This is a genomic window from Streptomyces sp. NPDC054796 (assembly GCF_053611545.1).
On record NZ_JBSHAO010000159.1, the window covers coordinates 1 to 1,200 of the forward strand.

At 63.4% G+C, this 1,200-nt stretch carries 1 protein-coding gene; it reads left to right on the plus strand.

What is annotated here, in order from left to right:
* Positions 1-376: 376 nt before the first annotated feature.
* Positions 377-1,200 (plus strand): hypothetical protein (locus ACWGJ2_RS40350; RefSeq protein WP_453351404.1); only part of this gene is annotated, 824 nt, incomplete at its 3' end.

The window sequence follows — 1,200 nt, forward strand, 5'->3', positions numbered from 1 at the left end:
GGAGGGGGCCGCTCCTCGGCGCTGCATTGCTTTGGCCATTGCGTGGTGGCCGATTGCAGGCCGCACGCGCTCAAAGAATCACCGTTTCGGTCACACTGGCCTTCGGGAATTCTCCCAATTCCCCTTCCGGGGCCCGGATGCTGAAGTTGACCCGTATCCCAATAGGGCATAGATTTACCTATGTCGAAAAGGGGCGAGGTGAATCTCAAAAACCCACCCACTGGAGATGCTTGGCAGTGAATAGACCTGCGCGGTCATCGATCCTTTAAAAATCCATAGAGTGCTTCATCGGAATCCGTAGAACATTGATCTGAAATCTAGAAGGGGGCAGGGAAAAGCCCCCGGGGAACCCACATTTCGGAATGGAGTCACCTACGTGACCGACACCCCGATTTCCATGACCGATCTCGCCATCGCTATCCGAGAGGAGGCAGAGGTTGAAGTGAACCACAACTTCGGCAAGTCGGTACTGGTCACCCTCCCCAGTTCCGGGGACGAGATCGCACTGTGGCCCGCACCCTCCAAGCCCTCCGCACCCTTGACTCTGTTCTGGCTGCGCCAGACACCGGAGGGCAAGAAGACCGACCACGGCCAACTGGACTGGCCCGCCGACCCCAGACCCATCGTGGACTGGGTCATCAGTGTGGCTTACTCGGCCGACGAGGTCGGCCCGCAGTACGCGCCGGTGCTCGCCACACTGCACGAGCACAACGTCAACGCCACTCTCACCCAGGTCCAGGGCGTCGGTTTCCTCCTCCACGTCGCCCTCCCCGACTCCACCTACCTGGTCATCGGAGAGGACGAGGGCCTGCCCAGCCGACCGGACCAGGTGGAGAACTGGCACGTGCAGCACGAGGCCGTGAACGATCACATCGCCGTCGTCTTCCACGGCCCCGAGCTCCACGCCATGGTCGCCGCCACCCAGCGCTACCTCCAGGGAACGGCCATCCGCTACGGCGGCCACCACCCGCTCGGGACTCCCGCGCCCGGCGAGCACGCTGCCGGGCCGGACAGGCTCTGCCGCCTACTCGCCGAACTGTCCGGCCTGAGCCGCTTCGACCGCAGGGCCCCAGGGGGAGCCGTGATCACCGTCTTCGATCCCGACGGCTACAACGGTGCCAGCGCCGACGTCCCCGCCGAACTCGTGGTGCGTATCTGCCGCCTTCTCTCCGTCGAGAAGCGAGTTATCGAGTCCTACGG